Consider the following 20,860-nt stretch of genomic DNA (forward strand, 5'->3'; position numbering starts at 1 on the left):
CGCGAGGCGGCTTTTTTCCTCCTGTTTCGCTCCGTTGAAAAGTTTGTTAATTTCTTCGCAATTTCAGTAACGCATATTTGGCTTTCTGCTTATATACTAAGGAAAAGTCCCATGCGAAAATAGGACGATAATAATTAACAATTCAGCATACAGGGGACAAAGGATGTTACTGACAAGTACCGTGGTATGGCGACGTACGGTGACCGGCTGCCTGCTGGCTTCGTGCCTGTTTCCGCTGTTTGCTCCCAGGGCGCAGGTGGCCACCGCCCCGATATTGCCTGAGACCCATACCTTGGGTCACAGCGCTGCGGCGCTGGCGGCAGTGATGCCCGCCGGCATCAAACCCTTTTATGCCGGCCAGCTGGCGCTGATTTATTCCGCTCACCATAACCAGCCGCTGTGGCAAGATCGCGACGCGGTGCAGCAGTTCCAGCAGCAGCTGGCGGAGTTGGCGTTATCCGGCGTCCAGCCTCAGTTTATTGTCTGGACGCAGTGGTTAACCGATCCGCGCGTCAATGCGATGGCGCGGGATGTCATTCTCTCCGATGCGATGCTGGGATATTTGCAGTTTGTCTCCGGCGTCGATCAAAACGGCGAAAAATGGCTGTTCAACGATGGCCCGTACGTGCTTACCCCACCGCCGGAGCTGGCGGTTCAACACTGGCTGCATGCGGTGCATGACGGCAGCATCGGCCGGTTCGTCGCCGGCCTCGCGCCGCAGAACCCTCAATATCTGAAAATGCACCAGGCGTTGAAAACCATGTTGTCCGACACCCACCCCTGGCCGCGGCTGAACGGCCAGGAAAGCCTGCGGCCGGGGCAAATCAGCGATGATATTCCGGCCCTGAGGGAAATATTGCTGCGTAGCGGCATGCTGGCCGCGGCGCAGCCGGCGCCGGTGCCCACCGCGGATAATGCCCCCGCCGATGCCCGCGCGCCGGCGCCGGTGACCGACGCGCAGCAGTCGGTGGTGGTCAGCCCGGCCGCCGATTCCCCCAAACCCTCCGCTTCCACATCGGATCCTTCAGTCATCGCCACCGTCGATCCCCAGGACAAGGTTTTCACACCTGAGCTGGTGGATGGCGTCAAGCGTTTTCAAAGCTGGCAGGGACTGAACCCTGACGGGGTTATCGGCCGCCAGACCCGCGAATGGCTCAATGTCTCGCCTCAGGTCCGGGTCACCCTGCTGGCGCTGAATATCCAGCGCCTGCGGCTGCTGAATAAACAATTTAACACCTTCATCCAGGTGAATATTCCCAACTATTCGCTGGTGTACTATCACCAGGGCACCGAAGTGTTGTCATCAAGGGTCATCGTCGGCCGCCCAAGCCGCAAAACGCCGCTGATGCGCAGCGCGCTCAGCAGCGTGGTGCTGAATCCGCCGTGGAATGTTCCCACCTCGCTGGTTCAGAAAGATATCGTGCCGAAGGCTATGCGCGATCCGGGCTACCTGCAGCGCAACGGTTTTACCCTGCTATCCGGTTGGAGCAGCGATGCGGAAGTGGTGGATCCCGCCACTCTCGACTGGAATATGATATCGCCTGCCCATTTCCCTTACCGCCTGCGCCAGGTGCCGGGCGCCAATAACGCCCTGGGGCGCTACAAATTCAATATGCCCAGTTCCGATGCGATTTATCTGCATGATACGCCGAACCATAATCTGTTCCTGAGCGATATGCGCGCGCTCAGTTCAGGCTGTGTCAGGGTGAACAAGGCCTCGGATTTGGCCAACATGCTGCTGCAGGACGCAGGCTGGGGCGATGCGCGGGTCAGCGCCACGCTCAAACAGGGCAATACCACCTACGTCTCCATTCGCCATCAGATACCGGTAAATCTGTTTTACCTCACCGCGTGGGTGGCGGAAGATGGTAAACCGCAGTTCCGCACAGATATTTACAATTATGATAGCGCCGTTAAAATCGGTGTAAAAAGCCTGCCCAATGCGGAACGGCTACTGCAATAACCAGCTGAAGAAATGAGAATTGTTCTGGTCGGGGAGCGTTGGGCCCCGACCGGTCATTTTGTGAGCCTTTGCAAACCTTGACAAACCGTGGGTTGACTGCTTCATTTTCAGCGGTTATGGTTCCGGACGGTGCGCTAATGTGCTATTCGTCCGTTTCCTTATGCCAACTGGTTATTTTGCTCATGGATCCTATAAATCAACATCGCCGAAAATTATTGGCGCTAAGCTGCGCAACGATGGGCATCGCCCTCCTTCCCAATGCCTCGTTCGCCATGCTTTCCACACCTCGTCCACGTATCCTTCATCTCAATAATCTCAATACCGGTGAAATCTTAAAGACCGAATTTTTAACGGTAAAGGATATAATCAGGCGGAATTGTCCCGCTTGAATCATTTTTCCGGGATTACCGGGCCAATAAGATAACCAGCATTGACCCGCGCTTGTTCGATCATATCTATCGGCTGCAAATGATGCTGGACACCAGCAAGCCGGTACAATTGATTTCTGGTTATCGTTCCCGCGAACGAACAATGAGCTGCGCGAACACAGCTCGGGTGTGGCAAAACACAGCTATCATACCTTGGGTAAAGCCATGGACTTTCATATTGAGGGCGTTCAGCTCAGCAATATCCGAAAAGCGGCTATGAAAATGCGTATGGGCGGAGTAGGTTATTACCCAAGCAGTAACTTTGTGCATATTGATACCGGTCCGGTAAGAGCCTGGTAGGATGACAGCGCTGCTATTCGCCTATACCCTTGTCCGGGCCGTAACCCGTTGGCGGCGGGCGTTTAATCGCATTTTCGGAGAGTTATGAAATACCATATTGTACCGGTGACGGCGTTTAGCCAAAATTGTTCGCTGATCTGGTGTGAAAAAACCGGGGACGCGGCGCTGGTGGATCCCGGTGGCGAGGCGGCAAAGCTGATGGCGGAAGTTTCCGCCAGGGCCGTGGCGGTAAAACAGATTCTGCTGACCCACGGCCACTTGGATCATGTGGGCGCCGCGGCTGAGTTGGCGGCTCATTATGGCGTACCCATTGTCGGCCCGCAGAGCGAAGATCGCTTTCTGCTGGATGCGCTGCCGGAGCAAAGCCAGATGTTCGGTTTGGATGAGTGCCTGCCCCTCACCCCCGATCAATGGCTTGAGGAAGGGGAGGAAGTACGCGTTGGGGAAGAGCGGTTCGAGATATTGCACTGCCCCGGCCACACGCCCGGACATATCGTATTTTATAATCGCGACGCGCATATCATTCTGATGGGCGACGTGCTGTTCAAAGGCGGCGTGGGCCGCAGCGATTTTCCACGCGGCAGCCATCAGGCCTTGATTAATTCAATCCGCACCAAGCTGTTGCCGTTGGGGGACGATATTGCGTTTATTCCCGGCCATGGCGCCATGTCAACGCTGGGCCATGAGCGCCTGACCAACCCTTTTTTATAATGCCGGCCTAAAAGAGCTGCGCCCGACCCAAAAAAAACCGTCTTTAGCAAGACGGTTTCAGACTGCTGACAACGTACTCGGAGCTAATAAGAAGGGACAGGCTGCCAGAAGAGTAAACCGTCCGCGCCAGGGATGGCGCGGATCGAGCCTCCAGGGAGGGATTCACGGCGTGTTTACGATCTGGCAGCCTGTCCCGACCGGGCACTTTGTCAAAAGCTCAAACCGTCTTTAGCAAGACGGTATTCTTATTTTAGCGTGGGACCGGCTTACAGCACGGCAACAATGGCTTCGCACAGCTGCGCCATATTGTCCGTGGTCATGCCCGCCACATTCACCCGGCCGGAATTGACCGCGTAAACGCCGAACTCATCCCGCAGCCGCAGCACTTGCTCCTTGGTTAATCCGCTGAACGAGAACATGCCGTTTTGCTGATTGATAAACTCGAAATCCTGTTGCGCGCCTTTTTCCCGCAGCGTACTGACGAACAGCTGACGCATGCGTTTAATCCGTTCACGCATACCGGTCAATTCCTGCTCCCACAAGGTACGTAGCGCATCATTGCCCAGAATGGTCGCCACAATGGCGGCGCCATGGGACGGCGGGTTGGAATAGTTGGCGCGGATACAGGATTTCAGCTGGCTCAAAACGCGGTCTGCGGCTTCGGCATCCGCCGCCACCAGGGTGCATGCCCCCACCCGTTCGTTATACAGGCCGAAGTTCTTGGAATAGGAGCTGGCGATAATCATTTCGCTGTGGTTTTCAGTGAAAATCCGCAGGCCCTGGGCATCTTCTTCCAAACCGCGGGCAAAACCCTGGTAGGCAAAATCAAACAGCGGCAGCCAGCCCTTTTCACGGGATAAATCCGCCAGAATGCGCCACTGGGCCTCGGTAGGATCGATGCCGGTGGGATTATGGCAACAGCCGTGGAAAAGCACCACATCGCCGGCCTGGGCATTTTGCAGGCCCTGCAGCATGCCCTCAAAATCCAGCGTATGGTTTGCCGCGTCATAATAGGCATATTCAGCAGTGCCCAGGCCGGCGGAGGCGAACACGCCTTTATGGTTCGGCCAGGAGGGTTGGCTTATCCATACGCGCTTTACGGCGGTATTTTTCGCCAGGAAATCGGCGGCCACCCGCAGCCCGCCTGTGCCCCCCGGAGTTTGCGCGGTGCGGGCGCGTTTAGCGGCAATTATCGGACTGTCTGCGCCGAACAGCAGAACCTGGGTACATTGCCCGAAGGCGGCCAGGCCGTCGATGCCAAGATAGTTTTTGGTGATTTCGCTTTCCAGCAATATTTGTTCGGCTTTTTTTACGCTGGTGAGCACCGGGGTTTGGCCGGTTTCATCTTTATAGACGCCGATGCCCAGGTTGATTTTGTTCGGACGCGGGTCAGCACGGAAAAGATCAAGCAGGCCGAGAATGGGATCGGCAGGAGCTAACGGAATATTTTCAAACATTTTGAAGGGTTCCAGGGGAAAATGAACAGTGAGCACAACGTGCTTTCAGGTTACCCAGAAAACCCCTTTGCCAACAGTTTGGATAAAAAATCCCCCCGTTTATCCCCGGTATAGCGATTATATGATAAAAAAAGAAGGCAGGGGAAAACCCTGCCTTCAATATCTCAGCTCAGGACATCAAGTGCCCATGAGAAGTTGACGTCAACTTAGAACTGGTACACTACGCCCAGGGCAACGGTGTCGCCGGTGGAGTAGCCCAGTTTGTTGTTGTCATTAAGGTCATTAATGATGTAGTCAACATAAGTGGACATGTTTTTGTTGAAGTAGTAAGTCGCGCCGACTTCGTAGTATTTGATCAGATCAACGTCGCCGATACCTTCAACATCTTTCGCTTTGGACTGGCCGTAAGCGATGGACGGGCGCAGACCGAAATCAAACTGGTACTGGGCCACGATCAGGATGTCCTGGGTTTTGTTGGCAAAACCCGTATTGGTATTCAGATTGCTTGACATCCAGGTGGCATTACGGGTTTCGCCGTAAGTGGCAGCCAGATATACGTTGTTAGCATCATATTTCAGAGAGGTCGCCCACTGTTCGGCACGGTCGCCGCCACCGAAAGCAAGGTTTTGCTGCGCGTTGGTACGATCTGAGGAAGCATAAGCACCTACGATACCCACGCCGATGGGGGAAACGTAAGAGACTGAACCGCCGTAACCGTCGCCATTAGAGCGATGCGGGTCAGTTGAACGGTCGTTTTTACCCTGGTATTGCAGGGCAAAATCCAGGCCGTCAGCCAGACCGAAGAAGTTGGTGTTACGATAGGTAGCCACACCGGTGGTACGGCCGACCATGAAGTTATCGGTGTAAGCGGTATCCCCACCGAATTCCGGCAACATATCGGTCCAGCCCAGTGCGTCGTAAACAACACCGTAGTTACGGCCGTAATCGATTGAACCCGCGTCGGCAAATTTCAAACCGGCAAAGCCCAAACGAGTCTTGGTACCGTCATTGTGGTCAGCGCCGCCTTCAGTGTCGTTTGCAGCGATTTGGTATTCCCATTGGCCGTAACCGGTCAATTGGTCGTTAATTTGGGTTTCGCCTTTGAAGCCGAGACGAGCATAAGACTCATCGCCGTCGCCCGCGAAACCGCCATCGTTGTCGCTGGAGAAGTAATGCAGGCCGTCCAAACGTCCGTAAAGGTCCAGTTTGTTGCCATCTTTGTTATAGATTTCGGCCGCGTTTACAGCACCCGCAGCCAACAAGGCCGGAATTACAAATGCAAGAATAGTGCGCTTCATCATTATTACCCTCATTGGTTTTATTTGGACACCTGCCACTGCCGCTAATAATTTCTTACAGAAGTCATAGTTTCGACATGAACTATAAATTCTAATGAAACATTAATGAGAGTTTGGTGTCTTTCTGTGTCTGCACGCAGTGTTCCATTCACAGACATGTTAATCCACACAGAAAATGCTACAAAGGTCGCAATAATGTTTCAGAGGGAAACAGAGTATTGCAAAATGTAAATATGAGGGAACTTTGTGAGAGAACTCAAACTTTAAAATAATAAAGGCCAGCAATGCTGGCCTAAAGAGTTTATATATATGTTTTTCTTATATTTAATGAAGAATTTTAGAAGTTCGCATTGCGCGGACTGCGGGGGAAGGGGATCACATCACGAATATTTTGCATTCCTGTGACATAAACCACCAATCGTTCAAAACCTAACCCAAAACCAGAATGCGGAACGGTGCCGTAACGGCGGAGATCACGATACCACCAATAATCTTCTTTATTCAATCCCATTTCAGTCAAACGCTGGTCCAGACGATCAAGGCGCTCTTCGCGCTGCGAACCGCCGATAATTTCACCGATACCCGGTGCCAGCACATCCATGGCGGCTACCGTCTTGCCATCGTCGTTCATACGCATGTAAAAGGCTTTGATATCTTTGGGATAGTTCTTTACCACCACCGGCGCATGGAAATGTTTTTCCGCCAGATAGCGTTCATGTTCCGAGGAAAGATCGATGCCCCAGGAGACCGGGTTTTCAAAGTTCTGCCCGGAAGCCTGCAGGATGTTAACCGCCTCGGTATAATCTACCTGGGCAAAATCAGAGGCGATAAACTGTTCAAGACGGGTGATGGCTTCTTTGTCCACGCGCTCGGCGAAAAACTTCATATCGTCGGCCCTTTCGGTCAGCACAGCGTTGAAGACATATTTCAGCAGGTCTTCAGCCAACGCCGCGATATCATTGAGGTCAGCGAAGGCCACTTCCGGTTCCATCATCCAGAATTCTGCCAGGTGCCGGGTGGTATTGGAGTTTTCCGCCCGGAAAGTCGGACCAAAAGTGTAAACCTTGGATAATGCGCAGGCATAGGTTTCGGCATTCAATTGGCCGGAAACCGTCAGAAAGGCTTCTTTGCCAAAAAAATCCTCATCAAAATTGACTTTTCCCTGGGCATCCCGCGGCAGGTTTTCGACATCCAGAGTGGAAACGCGGAACATTTCCCCCGCGCCTTCAGCATCCGAGGCTGTGATAAGGGGAGTGGATACCCAGAAGAAGCCCCGCTCGTGCATAAAGCGGTGAATGGCTTGAGCCAGGGTATTGCGTACCCGGGCCACGGCCCCGATCATATTGGTGCGGGGACGCAGATGCGCCACTTCGCGCAGGTATTCAACGCTATGGCGTTTCGCCGCCATCGGATAGGTATCGGGATCATCCACCCAGCCCAGCACGTCGACTTTTTCCGCCTGGATTTCAAAACGCTGTCCGCCGCCCAGGGATTCAACCACCCGGCCGGTTACCGCCACCGAGCAGCCGGTGGTCAGACGCAAAACATCGTCTTTATAATTCGGCAAAGTATTATTTATGACCGCCTGTAATGGATCAAAGCAGGAACCGTCGTAGACGGCAAGAAAGGAGATACCGGCTTTTGAATCTCTCCGGGTACGCACCCAACCCTGTACAGTGACTTCACTGTCAGCTGGCATGCGCCCATGCAGTACGTCGACTACAGGCACTACGCTCATAAAATACTCTCTTAACTCAGGTTGATTTGAAATAGGGCTTTATCGCCGATGCGAAGGGTTAATATGTTACTTGGCGGGCGGAAGGACACAAGCAAAAAACACCGTTTTGCCCAGAGAATTTGAATCTCGGCATTCGGCTCGCGCCGGAAATAATTCCGGCGCAATCATTCAGCTGGCTTTTTTGACCTGGGGTAAATCGAACGCTTTGCGCAGCGCCCTGACAAAGGCTTTATCGTGGCACATGGTCTTGCCGGGGCTATCGGAGAGTTTTGCGACAGGTTTGCCGTTGCACTCCACCAGCTTGATCACGATATTCAATGGCTTGACGCCGGGGATGTCGCAGGTAAGACGGGTGCCGATACCAAACACCAAATTCACGCGCTGCCAGAAATGGCGGTATAACTTCAGCGCCTGATCAAAATCAAGGCTGTCGGAGAAGACCAGCGTTTTGGTCAGCGGATCGATGCCCAGCTTCTGGTAGTGAACGATGGCTTTTTCTCCCCATTCCACCGGATCGCCCGAGTCATGGCGAAGCCCTTGGTAGCGCTTGGCGAAGTCCGCGCCGAAATCGCGCAGAAATGCGTCCATGGTAATGCAATCGGTTAGCGCGATACCCAATTGGTCAGGATATTCATCCAGCCAGGCCTGCAATGCGGCGCGTTGACTGGTGGCCAGCTCCGGACTGATCTGCTGGTGGGCCTGGAACCATTCATGGGCCTGCGTTCCCACCGGCGTCAGGGAAAGCTCCCTGGCCATATCGTAATTGCTGGTGCCGATCAGATAGGGAAAATCTTGTTTCAGTTCGGCGACCACATCATATTGCACCTGGCGTGAAAAGCGCCGGCGGGTGCCGAAATCCATCAGCTTGAAATGGGAAATATCCACATCCCGGCTGGCTTCCCGGAAATGCTGGAGTTTTTGCCGCAGTTGCGCCAGCGCCATGTCGCGAAGATTGCAGGGGGAACGATGGTGGTGGACCACTTCGCTTATTACCGCCAGCAGCGGCACCTCCCATAAAATCACTTCCCGCCAGGGGCCGGTAATGCGGATATCCAGTTTGCCGTGATGATTGCGCACACTCACCTGCCGGGGATCGAAACGGAACGACCGCAGCCAAGTCAGGTAATCCTGCCGGAAGAACGGCAGTCCGGCCAGATAACCCATCTCCTGGTCGGTCAGGGCAAGATCGCGCATCATTTCAATCTGTGCGCTGATATCGCCGGCATACTCACCCAGTAAATCGTCGCCGCGGCAACGGAATTCAGCGGCGACGGTGACGTCGTGGTATCGGTGATATACCGCCTGCTGCATATGCAGCTTATAGGCATCGGTATCGAGTATCGACGATAAAATCGGCTTAGTGGCTAAATTCATGGCGCGTTACAGCATCCTCTTACGACGCAAAATCACAGTCGGCAAATGGCGAAACGACTGAAGTCTTTCCGGGCTTTCTTATAAGTGTAGTCACATCAAATCATAGATTGCGTAATAACGTCGAGGCTTAAACGTGCCGTTCTGCCGGATTAAGCCGGTATGAAAAACGCCAAAGCCCATGGTATTGCTTCATTTTTATCCGATCCGAAGCATTTTAAGAAATGCATTCGTTTACAATGGCAACATAGCCTTAACAGGAATAGACTTATTCCGAGAAATCTATGACGATGCCAAAAGGTTAATTATGACTCAGCAGCCGCAAGCAAAATACCGCCATGATTATCGTGCGCCGGATTATACCATCACCGATATCAGCCTGGAATTTGATCTCAATGCCGAAACCACCACGGTGACGGCGGTCAGCAAAGTAGTCCGCCACGGTCAGCCAGGGGCGCCTTTGTTGTTGAACGGAGAGGATCTCCAATTACTCGTGATCCGTGTCGATGGCCGGGAGTGGTCGCACTACCGCCAGGAAGCCCTGGGCTGGTCATTGAACAGTTGCCGGAGGCGTTTACATTGACCATTGTCAATGTGATTCATCCGGCGGAAAACTCCGCCCTGGAAGGGCTGTATCTCTCCGGCGATGCCTTGTGCACACAGTGCGAAGCGGAAGGTTTCCGCCATATTACCTATTATCTCGATCGTCCCGACGTCCTGGCGCGTTTTACCACGCGGATCACCGCGGACAAAGACCGCTATCCCTTTTTGTTGTCCAACGGCAACCTGATTGATAAAGGCGACAACGAGGATGGCCGCCATTGGGTGGTCTGGCAAGATCCTTTCCCCAAACCCTGCTATCTGTTTGCCCTGGTGGCCGGCGATTTTGACGTTTTGCGCGACTCTTTTACCATCCAATCGGGGCGGGAAGTGGCGCTGGAGCTGTTTGTGGACCGCGGCAACCTGGATCGCGCCGGCTGGGCCATGACCTCGCTGAAAAACGCCATGCGCTGGGACGAAACCCGCTTCGGCCTGGAATACGACCTTGACATCTATATGGTTGTGGCCGTGGATTTCTTCAATATGGGGGCGATGGAAAATAAAGGCCTGAACGTATTCAACTCCAAATATGTTCTGGCGAGGGCACAGACCGCTACCGATAACGATTATCTCAATATAGAACGGGTCATCGGCCACGAGTATTTTCATAACTGGACCGGCAATCGCATTACCTGTCGCGACTGGTTCCAGCTCAGCCTGAAAGAGGGACTGACCGTTTTTCGCGATCAGGAGTTCAGTGCCGATCTGGGTTCGCGCGCGGTGAATCGCATCGGCAATGTCCGGGTCATGCGCGGCTCCCAGTTTGCCGAGGACGCCAGCCCGATGGCTCATCCGATTCGTCCTGATATGGTTATCGAGATGAATAACTTCTATACCCTCACCGTATATGAGAAGGGTGCGGAAGTGATTCGCATGATGCATACGCTGCTGGGTGAGGAGAAATTCCAGGCGGGGATGCGGCTTTATGTCAAACGCCATGACGGCAGCGCCGCCACCTGCGATGATTTCGTCAATGCCATGGAGCAGGCATCCGGCGTTGATCTGACGTTGTTCCGCCGGTGGTACGGTCAATCCGGCACACCGGTACTTACGATCCGGGACGATTACAATCCCGAGCTGCGTCAATATCAACTGCACGTGAGCCAGATGACGCCGCCCACCGCTGGGCAAAAGGAGAAGCTGCCGTTACATATCCCCCTGAATATTGAATTGTATGATGTGGAAGGCCAGGTTATTCCGCTGCAGCGGGAGGGCAGGCCGGTGAATAATGTGCTGAACGTTACCGAAGCGGTGCAGACCTTTATTTTCGACGACGTGCCGTCATTGCCGATTCCTTCGCTGTTGCGCGGCTTTTCGGCGCCGGTGAAGCTTGATTACCCTTACGGCGATCAGCAACTGGTATCGCTGATGCGTTTTGCCACCGACGAGTTTTCCCGTTGGGACGCGGCGCAAAGCCTGCTTTCCATTTATATCCGCCTGAGCGTGGCGCGCTTTCGCCAAGGACAGCCCCTGACGCTGCCCCTGCATGTGGCCGATGCCTTCCGGGGCATATTGCTCGATCCCGGCCTTGATCCGGCCTTGGCCGCGCAAATCCTGACCCTGCCCGGTGAAAACGAAATGGCGGAGCTGTTTGAGAAAATTGATCCCGCCGCCATCCACGCGGTGCACGAGGCCTTGATTCGATGTCTGGCGACGGAGCTTGGGGATGAACTGCTGGCGGTTTACCATGCCAACAAAACGCCGCTATACCGGGTGGAGCAACAGGACATCGGCAAGCGCGCCTTGCGGAATATCTGCCTGTTCTATCTGGCGTTCGGCGAACACGATCAGGCGGTGGCGCTGACCACGCAACAGTATCACCAGGCGGATAATATGACCGACATGCTGGCTGCCCTCGGCGCCGCCGTAGCGGCTCAACTGCCTTGCCAGGCGACCCTGCTGGCGGATTTCGACGAGCATTGGCATCACGACGGACTGGTAATGGACAAGTGGTTTACCCTACAGGCCACCAGCCCGGCCACCGATGCCCTGAGCCAGGTCAAGATTCTTTTGACGCATCGTTCATTCAGCCTGAACAATCCCAATCGCATCCGCGCGTTAATCGGCGCCTTCACCGCCGGCAATCCCTCGGCGTTCCATGCCGCCGACGGCAGCGGTTACCGCTTCCTTGCGGAAATCCTCGTTGAGCTCAATACCCGCAATCCCCAGGTGGCTTCCCGGCTTATCGAACCGCTGATCCGTTTGCAGCGTTACGACGATTCGCGCCAGGCGCTAATGCGCCAGGCGCTGACAACGCTGCAGGCCTTGCCGAACTTGTCCGGCGATCTCTATGAGAAAATCACCAAGGCGCTGGCTACGGAACAATAAGACGCAGGCCAGCATAGGCCGGCCGCAGACTGCTGACAAACGCACTCGGAGTCAATAAGGTGGGACAGGCTGCCAGAAGAGTAAACCGTCCGCGCCATGGATGGCGCGGATCGAGCCTACAAGGATGTATTCACGGCGTGTTTACGATCTGGCAGCCTGTTCCGACCGGGCACTTTGTCAATAAGCTCAGGCCGGCATAGGCCGGCCGTTTTTTTTTGCGCGGCCTCTCTGATATTCCGCAACCCTTTTTGCCTCGCGGCGCTACTTTCCCCCATGATACAAAAACGGGGCCGGCCCGGTATGCATTTCGCTTATTGCACATGTTTGCGTGCATGAGCGGGGGAAAGTTTCATTGCGTAAATGGGGGGAAGCATGATGATCCCGGATCATTATGAACGACAGGCCATGCTCGAAATACAGCATTGGAAAAATCCGCGGGCCGGCGGTTCACTCAGGGCATTTAAAGTGATTAATAAGCCGCTGGACTCACTTGGGAACGCCATTTTACAGGCGCCAGGCATCGGCGGGATTTTGCAGGGCGTGATCATCGCCCTTACCGGTGTTTGCAATGATTTGGCGCAATTAAGCGTCAGGCCACAGGCCATCTTCGAGGAGTTCCGCCGTGACGGGTGGAGCGGCGTGGCGTCCCTTGGTGATATCGGCGCCTTGTCTCTGGCCGGCATCGATAAAACGGTAGGATCCCTGTCGGCCAAATATAAAGGACTGGCGCTGGCGGAAGGCATGGGGGCGGGGCTTACGGGCATCGCCGGGCTGGCGCTGGATATTCCGTCGCTGATTACGCTCAATTTGCGGGCCGTCGGCGAATATGCCACCTATTACGGCTTCGATATCAATAAACAGGAAGAAAAACTCTTTGCCCTACAAATTATGGGCCTGGTTTCTTCCCCCTCCGACGCCGCAAAAAATATCGCCATGGCGCAGTTGGCTGCCATAGCCCGGGATACGGCCAAAAAAAGAACTTGGCAACAATTGGAAAAACATGCCCTGGTGAAAATTATCCAGGAAATAGCTAAAACGCTGGGTATCCGTTTAACCAAGGCCAAACTGGCGCAAACCTTGCCGATTGTCGGGGCGGTAGTAGGCGGCGGTTACAACGTCTATTTCACCACTCAGGTGTGTGATGCCGCCTATTATTTATACCGGGAACGTTTTCTATCAATGAGATTCGGGCCGCAGGTAACCGCTGTCGCCGTCAGGCCGGCCTAAGCGACGCGCCGGTCCCGCACCGCGCCAGTGTGCAGGACCATAAAGTCGTAGGGCATATTATGCCGTTGGGCGCCGCGAAAGCTGATACCCTGCGTGGCGGAAAAGGAGCGGTCATCGGCAGCCGGTACCGGGGCTGTGCTAGGACGCCGCCAGGTTGCCGGTCATCAGCCCGACCATGTGGCCTTCGTCCAGCGACCGGCGCGGGATATCCGCCACCACGCCGCCCTGGTACATAACCAGGCACCTGTCTACCAGCACAAAGAGTTCGGCCAAATCGGTGGAGTACACCAGTACCGATCCGCCGGCGGCGGCGTAGGTATGGATAGCCTGATAAATGATCTCCTTGGTGCCGACATCCACGCCGCGGGTCGGATCGAACAGCAGCAGCGTTCTGGCCCCGGTTATCAGTGCGCGCGCAATAAGCGCCTTCTGTTGATTACCGCCGGAGAGACTGGTGATTTTAAAGTTAAGATAACGGTCGCTCAGCTCCACCTGCGGCGACACATTAGCGACGGCACGTCTTTCACCGCGGCGGTTTATGCCGCCCGCCACGCTGAACCGGCGCAAAATCGACTGGGTAATATTGGCGGCGGTGGACAGCGTGGGGAAAATGCCCTCGCTTTTACGATCCTCCGGCACAAAAGCGATGCCGCCGGATTTAAACAGCGCATCGCGGGGATTACGCAGCCTGACTTCCTGACCCTGCATCACGATTTGCCCGCCGCTGGGCGGCATCAGTCCGGCCAGGGTGCGGAATAGTTCGCGCTGGCCCTGTCCCTCCAGGCCGGCGACGCCGACGATTTCCCCGGCTCGCAGCTCAAAGGAGACCGAATCAAAATTTTGCCCGCACAGATCGTTAGCCATCAGCAACGGCTGGGAGTTTGCGCCTGGATCCGTGCCGGCCGGCGGCCGGTGTTCTCCCCGCGCTCGCCGGCCCACCATCATTTCAAAAATATCCCCATCGCCCACGTCCTCCAGACGGACGGTGGCGATGGAGCGGCCGCTGCGTAGCACTGTGGCATGAGAAGCGATTTCACGGATTTCGGCCAGACGATGGGAAATAAACAAGACCGACGCACCCTGCGCCGTCAGGCGACGGACCAGCGTAAACAGCCAGTCGACGTCCGCCAGGGCGCCGGTGGGTTCGTCCAGTATCAATAACCGGGGCCGGCGGTGCAGGGCGCGGACGATTTCCACCCGTTGGCGGGCGGCGATGGACAGGTCATCCACCATGGCCCAGGGGGAGATATCATGGACATCATGTTCGGCCAGGATGGCATCCGCCAGGCGGGCCATCTGCCGGGGGGCGATAAGGCCTCCGGCGCCTTTGGCTGAGCGCGGCAAAAAGAAATTTTGCGCCACCGACAGGTTGGGCAGCAGGCTCAGTTCCTGGAAAGCGGTGCAAACCCCCGCCTGGCGGGCATGTAAAGGTGAACGTGGGGCATAATCGTTTTCGTCCAGCGTCATCGTTCCGTTATTGGGCGCGACGACCCCCGACAGAATTTTCACCAGCGTGGATTTACCCGCGCCATTCTCCCCTAACAGTGCCTGTACCTGGCCGGGATTAAGCGTCATTGAGACGCTTTCCAGCGCCACGGTGGCACCGTAGGCTTTCGATACCGATGTCAGGGTCATGCCCTGGGATAGGTTTTGTACCATCATTTCGTTCGCCTTTTGAAAAGCCGCCGGCGCCAGAGCCCCGACGGCGCGCCGGTGGATTAAGGTTGAACCGTCGCCGTGACTTTGGTGAGCCTGTATTGGTCAACCGGCGGCTGGCAGTGTTCGCAATTGATACCCGGTTCGTCGGGGGCTTTCACAATCGCTGCCGGCAGCGGCTGGATGGTCATCCCCGGCGTTGGAGTGCCTTTGAGCGCCGAGTCCAGCGTCACTTCCGGTAACAATGTCGGGTTATAAATCTCGGTGGAGAATCCTTCGGGTACCAGATTACCGGCAAAAACGTTACAGCCGTCGGCAATGGTGCTGCCTTTGCACAGCTTAATCTGGTCTGCCGTCGCCCAGGGCAGCGGATATTCCACGTTGGTCGGTTCCAGTTTGCGTTTGCCGGTCAGCACTTCCATCATCAATTTAAAGGCGTAGCCCGCCGTTGCCGGCGGTGAACCGGCGGAAACCCCGGTCAGCCCGCGTTTGCGATAGTCGTCGTTGATAAATCCGAGACGGAATCCGTTCATATTTTCCCCGGTAATCGGCATCATTTTTCCTTTACGGTCGGCGACGGCGTTTAATACCCCGGCTTCACCCAATTCCGACCAAATACCGTCTACGTCCGGGTGTGCCGCCAGCGCCTTGGCAGTTTCACGCTGGCTGATACGATCGTCCCAATAGCCGTAATATTCAGAGACCACTTTGATATTCGGATATTGGGAAAATATATGCATTGCGCCGTCATAATGCCGTTTATCCACCGAGGTGCCGGGCACGCCGCGATTCATAAATATCTTTCCTTTACCGCCAAGCGTATTAACCAGAAATTGGGCCATATTCTCACCGGCGCCGGCGGTAATATAACTGATGTTATAAGCGCATTTTTCCGTTACGGTAGAATCAAACATAAAAAACTTCACGCCTTGGCTGCATCCGCGCCGGACTACCCGATTTAACGCCGTGGGAGAAATGGGAAAGCTGATAATGCCGTCGGCCTTGGTGGCAATCATGCTTTCATAAGCCGATATTTGCGCCTGCGGGTCGGTACCGGAGATTACCTCCTCCAAATCGACCATTTTGTCGTAGGGCGGTGTTTTTGCAAGCGATTTGATAATATTGGCTGTTTCGCTCATCCAGTTATTTCCGCTATAACTCAGGCTAAGAAATATTTTGTATTTTTTAGCAGGCGGCGGCGTATCGGCGGCAAGGGCGTAATTCATTACGCCGCATAATAACAACGCCGAGGCGGCAAGAGACGCATATCTCTTGAGATATCTATTTAAAGACATATTAACTCCTGAATAGTTATTGAAGGTTTATACCCTGCATCTTTCAATTTGCAGGTCTGACGGTTTTCTTACTCACCCGTTATTTCTTGAATAATTTGGCACAATTTTCCAGCCAGACGGCCAACGCATTATCCGAACCGGATTGAAATAATAGCGCCAGGGTTATTACGACACCTGATACTATTTGTCGCCAGCCCTGGCTCAGCCCGGTCGCGGCGATAACCGAATCGAGGGTGACCAAGAATAGACATCCGACAATGGTGCCGACAAAAGTGCCTTTACCGCCCAGGATAGATGAACCGCCCACCACCACGGCGGCAATCGACGGCAGCAGATAAGGATCGCCCATGCGCAACGTCGCCCCGTCGGAATAGCCGGTCAGAAGCGCCCCGCCGGCGGCGGCGCTCAGGCCGCTGAGCGCATAGGCGGCGATGGTGACGCTGGTGACGGGCAGGCCGCTGACGCGCGCCGCTCCAAGGCTACCGCCGATCGCATACAGATTGCGGCCGAACACCGTGCTCTTCTGGATAAATATCCCCAGCAGGCAAAACAGGATAAAGAACACCAGGATGCAAGGCATGCCGGCTATCGATCCTTTTACCAGCGCCGACAACAGCGGCGGCGACGCGCCCAGGGTACTGCCGCCGCTGGCGCCCAGCGCCAGCGAGGCGACGATAATGCCGGTGCCCATCGTCATGATAAAAGGCGGGATGCCGAGTAGGGCGATGCCGATGCCGCTAAAGGCGCCAATCGCCGCCGCACCCAGCAAAATCAGCGGCAGCATGTAGGCGACATTGCCGCCGTCTGCGCCGATGGCCCCGGCGGACATGACGCCGCCGAACATAAACAGCGAGGCGACCGACAGGTCCATACCGCCGCTCAGGATCACCAATCCCTGGCCGAACGACACCAACAGTAAAAATGTGCTCAGGGTTACTATCATCAGCATCTGAGACCATGAGCCTAGGGCCGGGCTGATCAACCGGGAAGCGAAAATCATCAGCACTGTCAGCAGGAGCAGCATCAGCGGCGCAATATACTCCCCATTGATGCGCGATCCTGTCCGTTGATCGCGCCGTGGGGAGGCGCTCGGGTTAACCGGTGTAGACGTATTCATCTGGCCGTACCTCCTGCGCGGGGGCGATTAATCACCCGGCCGCACACAATGGCTAAAATCAGTAATACCCCTTGGAAAAAACCGATATAAAACGACGCGACGCCCAGGGCAAACAGCATTTTCTGCATCAAGAGCAGCACCGCCGCGCCCACCATTGAGCCAAAGGCGCCGCCGTGCCCGCCGCTGAGGCTGGTGCCCCCGAGGGCGACCGCGGCGAACGACAGCAATAAGAAAGGCAGGCCTGCATTAGGGTCGCCGGTGGCGGTCTGGGCGCTCAGCATAAAACCCGCAGCGCCGTAAAAGCAGCCCGCCAGGATGAAGGCTTTGCAACGGGTCCATTTCACCGGTATGCCCGACAGGGCGGCGGCATTGTCATCCGCGCCGACGGCGTAAAAGGCAATACCGGTATCGGTATTTTTCAGCCCCAGCCACAGCAGGGCAAAAAAGCCGACGATCAACGCTGAAACGGGCACGGTGTTCCAGAGCATATCGGTCAGGGTATCGCTGACAAACGGGGCCACCGAACCGCCGGGCACCGGCAATAGCAGCAGCGCAATACCCTGGCTGATAATCATCGTGCCGAGCGTGGCCGCAATGGTCTGGATACCCCGATAGGCCACCAGATAACCGTTTACCGCCCCGACCACCGCCCCGGCCGCCATGGACAGCGCCAGGCTGAACAGCGCGCCCAGCGGCCCGTCGAAGGGAGCAATCGCTGTCAGCACATTGGCTATGGAAATAACCCCCGCCAGGGATAAATCGAATCCGCGGCTCAGGATCACCAACGTTTGGCCGGCGGCGGCCAGCGCCAGCGGCGCGGCGTTATTGAAAAGATTGGCTATGGAATACGCGCTGAACGCGTCCGGTTCGGCCAGCCCATACAGCACGTACATCACCAGATAGACCAAAATCGCCAACAGAGCGCCGCGAAACAGCGGTTTGCGACCGGCTTTAGGGCGTAAGCCGCCCGCGGTATGCGTATCTATACCGTGCGATAGATGACTCATGAGAAAATGTCCTGTGAAATTAGGGATTCATTAAGTGAACCAGGCCATGTCCTTCAACTTTGTTCAAACTTGACATCGATGTCGTCGAAATTGCGCAGGCGGTAGATCATCATCGAGATGCCCCAGCAGCCGATAAACAAGGCGATGACGATATAACCCAATAGATTGAAATGGGCGGTCAGGTTCTGGATAACGTCCCACGCGCTTCCTTGCAGGGACAGTTTGTCGGATAGCAGCGCCAGCACTTCGATACCGCCGATAAAAAACGCCACCATTACCGACAGCAAAGTGATGGTCATGTTGTAGTAGATTTTTCGGATGGGACGAACAAAGGCCCAGCGGTAAGCGCCGACCATCAGCATGCCGTCCAGGGTATCAATCAGCAGCATGCCGGCGGTGAACAATGCGGGCATTACCATGATGCTCAGCAAGGAGAGTCCGCCGTGGGCCTGGGTGGAAGACAGTCCGAACAGCGCCACCTCGGTGGCGGTATCAAAGCCGATTCCGAACAGAAAGCCAATGGGGAATAAATGCCAGCTTTTTGACACCAGCGCAAACAGCGGGCGAAAGATCCTGGCAAAAAATCCCCGGCGGCTGAGGAGTAAATCCAGGTCTTCTTCAATGATTTCCTCGCCCCGGCGCACGGCGCGGAACGATTTAAACACCGACAGGAAAATCAGAAAATTGATCGCGGCGAGAAACAGCAGGAAAGATGCGGAGGCGATGGTACTGATAATGCCGCCGATGGCCTTCATATTGCCCATGTAATTTTGGATAGCAACCGAGGCCGCCACCACGCCGGCACACACCAATATAACCACGGACGCGTGGCCGAGTGAGAAGAAAAAACCGGCGCTGCTGGCCGTTTTGCCTTCCTGCATCAGCTTTCGCGTGGCGTTATCAATGGCTGCGATATGATCGGCATCCACAGCGTGGCGCAGGCCGAAGGTGTAGGCCAGCAATGACGTACCCAGGAGTGTGGGTTGATCGTGGAATAATAACAGCGCCCATGCCCAGGCAACGACGTTAAGAATCACAATGGCCCAACGGAGAAAACGGGTGTGCTCGTCGCCTTTAATAAACTGTTGTAAAACATCTTTCATCGTATTCACCTGTCAATAGACTGCTTAACGTTAGGTCCGCCGGCCGCGGCCGGCGGATGCCGCGGGTAGATAAATCGGCGGCGTTATTTTTACCGTGTCGCTGCGCGGCCCGGCGATACCGCGATGGGCGTGGGTGCCGCCGGACCCTGGGCATGATGATGGTGATGATGAGCATGGGGCGCCGGCGTGAGAGACGCCCGCTCCAGCGCGGCGCAGGGATCGGCGATTTGCTCCACCTGGTTGAGCGAGACCGGCTGGCCGTGTGGAGTATGAAGATAAGCCAAGTGCCATAAGGCCTGCCGCGTGGTCACATCTTCTTCGCGCAGCACCGCCTTGTGCTCCAGCAACCGTTCCAGCGCCGCCAGCCATTGCCGGTAGTAGGCGTCGCCGATGCTTTCATCTGCCCGCTGCGGCTGTTCGCGGATAATGGCCGAGAAAGCCTGTACCCACTCCGTCCAGCTATACAGCCCTCCGTGGGATAGCTGCAACGCGGTGGCGAAGGCTTCCGCCTGCCAGGGTTCGCCAAACGACATCTCGGGTTCGTCCATAATGGGAATCGGCCGCTGTTCCTGTGTTGACGTGGTCATGTATTAGCCCTCCGCCGGTGCGGGGTCTATGTAGTCATCCCACAGATCGAGATAGACGGCTGACTTTCCTTCGGTCTGTGCGCCCCAAAGCGCCTGCGCCTCGAAACGCACGCTGTAGACATGCTGTGGCCGTTCCCCCTGCCCGTGGGCGGTGGTGTCGGGGAACACAAAGGCGCCCTGGTGGCGGAACACGGTGCCGGTTTTGCCGCGCACATAGCGGGGCAGGCGCGTGTGTCCCTTGGGATGAATATTTTTCGCCTGCACCCGATCCCCTGCGTTGAAACGCTGCGCACGGTCGGTAGGACGTACATATACCGGATTGGTTTTTACCGCCGCCAATACCTGATCTTTTTCCAATACCATCATGGCCGTGCCTCCTGGAGCTGTTTGATTTTGTCTGCAAGTTCTTCGGCGGTGAACAGGCCGTTATCCAGGCCCAGGGTTTCCATGGCATGGAACCAATGGACATAGTAAGGCGTGCTCAGGTACTCGGCGGGATCCATCACTTCTATGGCGTGGCGGAACTCGTCAATGGGGCACAGGCCGCCGGCAAAATAGAGGCCGATGGTGGAGAAAACCTGCTTTTCCCAGGCGGCTTTAAACACCGGTTCGTTGTGATCAGGATTGATCGGTCCCAGGTTGTGCATGCCGCCGACATCGTGAATTGAATTCAT

At 55.6% G+C, this 20,860-nt stretch carries 15 protein-coding genes and 2 pseudogenes; 5 read left to right on the top strand and 12 right to left on the bottom strand.

Features of this window, described 5'->3' with window-relative positions; translation table 11 throughout:
* Positions 1-163: 163 nt before the first annotated feature.
* The 3 genes and pseudogenes from ldtD (at position 164) to GTU79_RS08540 (ending at position 3,402) form a co-directional block, all read left to right on the top strand.
* On the top strand, positions 164-1,963 hold the full coding sequence (gene ldtD, locus GTU79_RS08530) for a L,D-transpeptidase (RefSeq protein ID WP_203522208.1): 1,800 nt from the start codon (positions 164-166) through the stop codon (positions 1,961-1,963).
* Between the two features lie 182 nt (positions 1,964-2,145).
* Positions 2,146-2,691, top strand: a pseudogene (gene mepK / locus GTU79_RS08535) (peptidoglycan L,D-endopeptidase MepK).
* An 84-nt stretch (positions 2,692-2,775) separates the two neighbouring features.
* Positions 2,776-3,402, top strand: a complete 627-nt coding sequence (locus GTU79_RS08540; protein ID WP_132922630.1) for an MBL fold metallo-hydrolase — start codon at positions 2,776-2,778, stop codon at positions 3,400-3,402.
* Between the two features lie 266 nt (positions 3,403-3,668).
* On the opposite strand, the gene GTU79_RS08545 is transcribed toward GTU79_RS08540, so the two are convergent.
* The 4 genes from GTU79_RS08545 to pncB form a co-directional block, all read right to left on the bottom strand.
* On the bottom strand, positions 3,669-4,859 hold the full coding sequence (locus tag GTU79_RS08545) for an amino acid aminotransferase (protein WP_203522207.1): 1,191 nt from the start codon (positions 4,857-4,859) through the stop codon (positions 3,669-3,671).
* Between the two features lie 206 nt (positions 4,860-5,065).
* A complete protein-coding gene (gene ompF, locus GTU79_RS08550; RefSeq protein WP_275956923.1) occupies positions 5,066-6,160 on the bottom strand; it encodes a porin OmpF in 1,095 nt (364 codons plus the stop codon).
* A gap of 334 nt (positions 6,161-6,494) precedes the next feature.
* Positions 6,495-7,895, bottom strand: a complete 1,401-nt coding sequence (asnS, locus tag GTU79_RS08555; RefSeq protein ID WP_132922628.1) for an asparagine--tRNA ligase — start codon at positions 7,893-7,895, stop codon at positions 6,495-6,497.
* A gap of 168 nt (positions 7,896-8,063) precedes the next feature.
* Positions 8,064-9,269, bottom strand: coding sequence for a nicotinate phosphoribosyltransferase (gene pncB / locus GTU79_RS08560; RefSeq protein WP_132922627.1), 1,206 nt, complete (start codon positions 9,267-9,269; stop codon positions 8,064-8,066).
* 304 nt (positions 9,270-9,573) lie between these two features.
* On the opposite strand from pncB, the pseudogene pepN reads away from it, so the two are divergent.
* Both pepN and GTU79_RS08570 read left to right on the top strand, forming a co-directional pair.
* Positions 9,574-12,194 (top strand): annotated as a pseudogene (gene pepN, locus GTU79_RS08565) (aminopeptidase N).
* A 372-nt stretch (positions 12,195-12,566) separates the two neighbouring features.
* The gene (locus tag GTU79_RS08570; protein ID WP_253073512.1) at positions 12,567-13,421 is read left to right on the top strand and encodes an EcsC family protein; all 855 of its coding nucleotides are present in this window, start codon (positions 12,567-12,569) and stop codon (positions 13,419-13,421) included.
* A 138-nt stretch (positions 13,422-13,559) separates the two neighbouring features.
* Here the strand turns inward: GTU79_RS08570 and GTU79_RS08575 are convergent, their stop codons facing one another.
* The 8 genes from GTU79_RS08575 to GTU79_RS31100 all read right to left on the bottom strand — a co-directional run bounded on the left by GTU79_RS08575 (position 13,560) and on the right by GTU79_RS31100 (position 20,860).
* Entirely contained in the window at positions 13,560-15,083 is a 1,524-nt protein-coding gene (locus tag GTU79_RS08575) for a sugar ABC transporter ATP-binding protein (protein WP_203522205.1), read from the bottom strand.
* 56 nt (positions 15,084-15,139) lie between these two features.
* Positions 15,140-16,372 (bottom strand): sugar ABC transporter substrate-binding protein, encoded by a 1,233-nt coding sequence (locus GTU79_RS08580; RefSeq protein WP_214513843.1) that lies wholly within the window; start codon positions 16,370-16,372, stop codon positions 15,140-15,142.
* 79 nt (positions 16,373-16,451) lie between these two features.
* Complete coding sequence (locus tag GTU79_RS08585) at positions 16,452-17,489, bottom strand: ABC transporter permease (protein ID WP_203522203.1); 1,038 nt, start codon at positions 17,487-17,489, stop codon at positions 16,452-16,454.
* Positions 17,486-18,496 carry an ABC transporter permease gene (locus GTU79_RS08590; RefSeq protein ID WP_203522202.1) on the bottom strand — a complete coding sequence of 337 codons (1,011 nt, stop codon included), beginning with the start codon at positions 18,494-18,496 and terminating at the stop codon, positions 17,486-17,488. Before GTU79_RS08590 ends, GTU79_RS08585 begins: the two co-directional genes overlap by 4 nt.
* Positions 18,497-18,549: 53 nt before the next feature.
* Positions 18,550-19,599 (bottom strand): HoxN/HupN/NixA family nickel/cobalt transporter, encoded by a 1,050-nt coding sequence (locus GTU79_RS08595; protein WP_203522201.1) that lies wholly within the window; start codon positions 19,597-19,599, stop codon positions 18,550-18,552.
* An 89-nt stretch (positions 19,600-19,688) separates the two neighbouring features.
* A complete protein-coding gene (locus tag GTU79_RS08600) occupies positions 19,689-20,186 on the bottom strand; it encodes a nitrile hydratase accessory protein (RefSeq protein WP_203522200.1) in 498 nt (165 codons plus the stop codon).
* A gap of 3 nt (positions 20,187-20,189) precedes the next feature.
* Complete coding sequence (locus tag GTU79_RS31095) at positions 20,190-20,552, bottom strand: SH3-like domain-containing protein (protein ID WP_338091464.1); 363 nt, start codon at positions 20,550-20,552, stop codon at positions 20,190-20,192.
* A complete protein-coding gene (locus GTU79_RS31100) occupies positions 20,549-20,860 on the bottom strand; it encodes a hypothetical protein (RefSeq protein ID WP_338091465.1) in 312 nt (103 codons plus the stop codon). The genes GTU79_RS31095 and GTU79_RS31100 overlap by 4 nt, the downstream gene beginning before the upstream one ends.

The organism is Sodalis ligni, assembly GCF_016865525.2.
Classification (GTDB): Bacteria; Pseudomonadota; Gammaproteobacteria; order Enterobacterales; family Enterobacteriaceae; genus Acerihabitans; species Acerihabitans ligni.